Below are 1,200 nucleotides of genomic sequence, written 5' to 3'. Positions count from 1 at the left end.
GGTAATCTCCCCATTTTTAACTGAGATCAAAAGTAGATATTTAGGCCACTAGTGCCAGTTTTTGCTTTGGTGGGACACCACCAATTGCTGTATTGGGTCTTTCATTGTTATAAAACCATAGCCATTGTGTCGCATGTTCCTGTACCTCGGCAATACTATTCCAAAGATATTGGCTCAGCCATTCGTATCGCACAGTCCGATTATAGCGTTCTACATAAGCATTCTGCTGTGGATTGCCAGGCTGAATAAATTTCAGTTCTACATCGTGTTTTTCAGCCCATGCAGCCAGCACCGCACTGATGTACTCTGGACCGTTATCACTGCGTATTTGTTTCGGTTTTCCACGCCATTCGATGATTTGCTCCAAGGTTCTGACCACACGCTCTGCTGGTAAGGAGAAGTCGACCTCTATCGCCAAGCCTTCACGGTTGTAATCATCAATCACGTTCAATAACCTAATGCTGCGACCATCTTCAAGTTGGTCATGCATAAAGTCCATAGACCAACATTCATTGATTGCCTCAGGCACCGCCAATGCGTCCGGTTTATCACGCTTCAAGCGTTTCTTCGGCTTAATCCGTAGGTTTAGCTCCAATTCACGGTAAATTCTATACACTCGCTTATGGTTCCATCGGTAGCGTTTCACGTTACGTAAAAAGTAATAACACAGCCCAAATCCCCAACTTCTATGGGTCGATGTTAGTCGCTGTAACCAATCAGCAATCACAGCGTTTTCACCGCTGAGTTTTGCCTGATAGCGATAACAGCTCTCACTGAGTCCAAACAAGGCACAGGCAAATGCGATTGGAATGGCTTTATCATGCACCGCCTTTTGCGCCAGCTCCCGCCGCCGCGACGGCTTTACCACTTTTTTTCGATGGCCTCTTTGAGTATTTCGGCTTTTAGACGCTCTTCGGCATACATTTTTTTGAGTCGTGAATTTTCAGCCTCTAACTCTTTCAATCGCGCCATCATAGAGGCGTCCATGCCGCCAAATTTGGCCCGCCACTTGTAGAAGGTAGCCGAGCTCATGCCGTGCTCACGGCACAGCCCCGGAACTGGGGTGCCAGCTTCGGCTTGCTTGAGGATAGCCAAGATTTGGCTGTCGCTAAATTTTGATGTTTTCATGCAGAATCTCCCTGCGTATATAGTACGAGAAAATTCTACTTTTGAAATCAGCTTTTTTTAGGGGGGATTACC

1 protein-coding gene is annotated in these 1,200 nt (G+C 46.5%); it reads right to left on the bottom strand.

The window, feature by feature from the left end:
* Positions 1 to 40: 40 nt before the first annotated feature.
* Positions 41 to 1,128, bottom strand: a protein-coding gene (locus IEY48_RS20235; RefSeq protein WP_188923338.1) for an IS3 family transposase whose coding sequence is annotated in 2 segments (ribosomal slippage) — positions 41 to 867 and positions 867 to 1,128 — 1,089 coding nt in all. Because the reading frame shifts where the segments join, the coding sequence is not laid out codon by codon here.
* Between the last annotated feature and the right edge of the window lie 72 nt (positions 1,129 to 1,200).

Origin of the sequence: Shewanella saliphila (assembly GCF_014648295.1) — a bacterium.
Classification (GTDB): domain Bacteria; phylum Pseudomonadota; class Gammaproteobacteria; order Enterobacterales; family Shewanellaceae; genus Shewanella; species Shewanella saliphila.
This window is presented reverse-complemented; position numbering and strand designations above follow the sequence as displayed.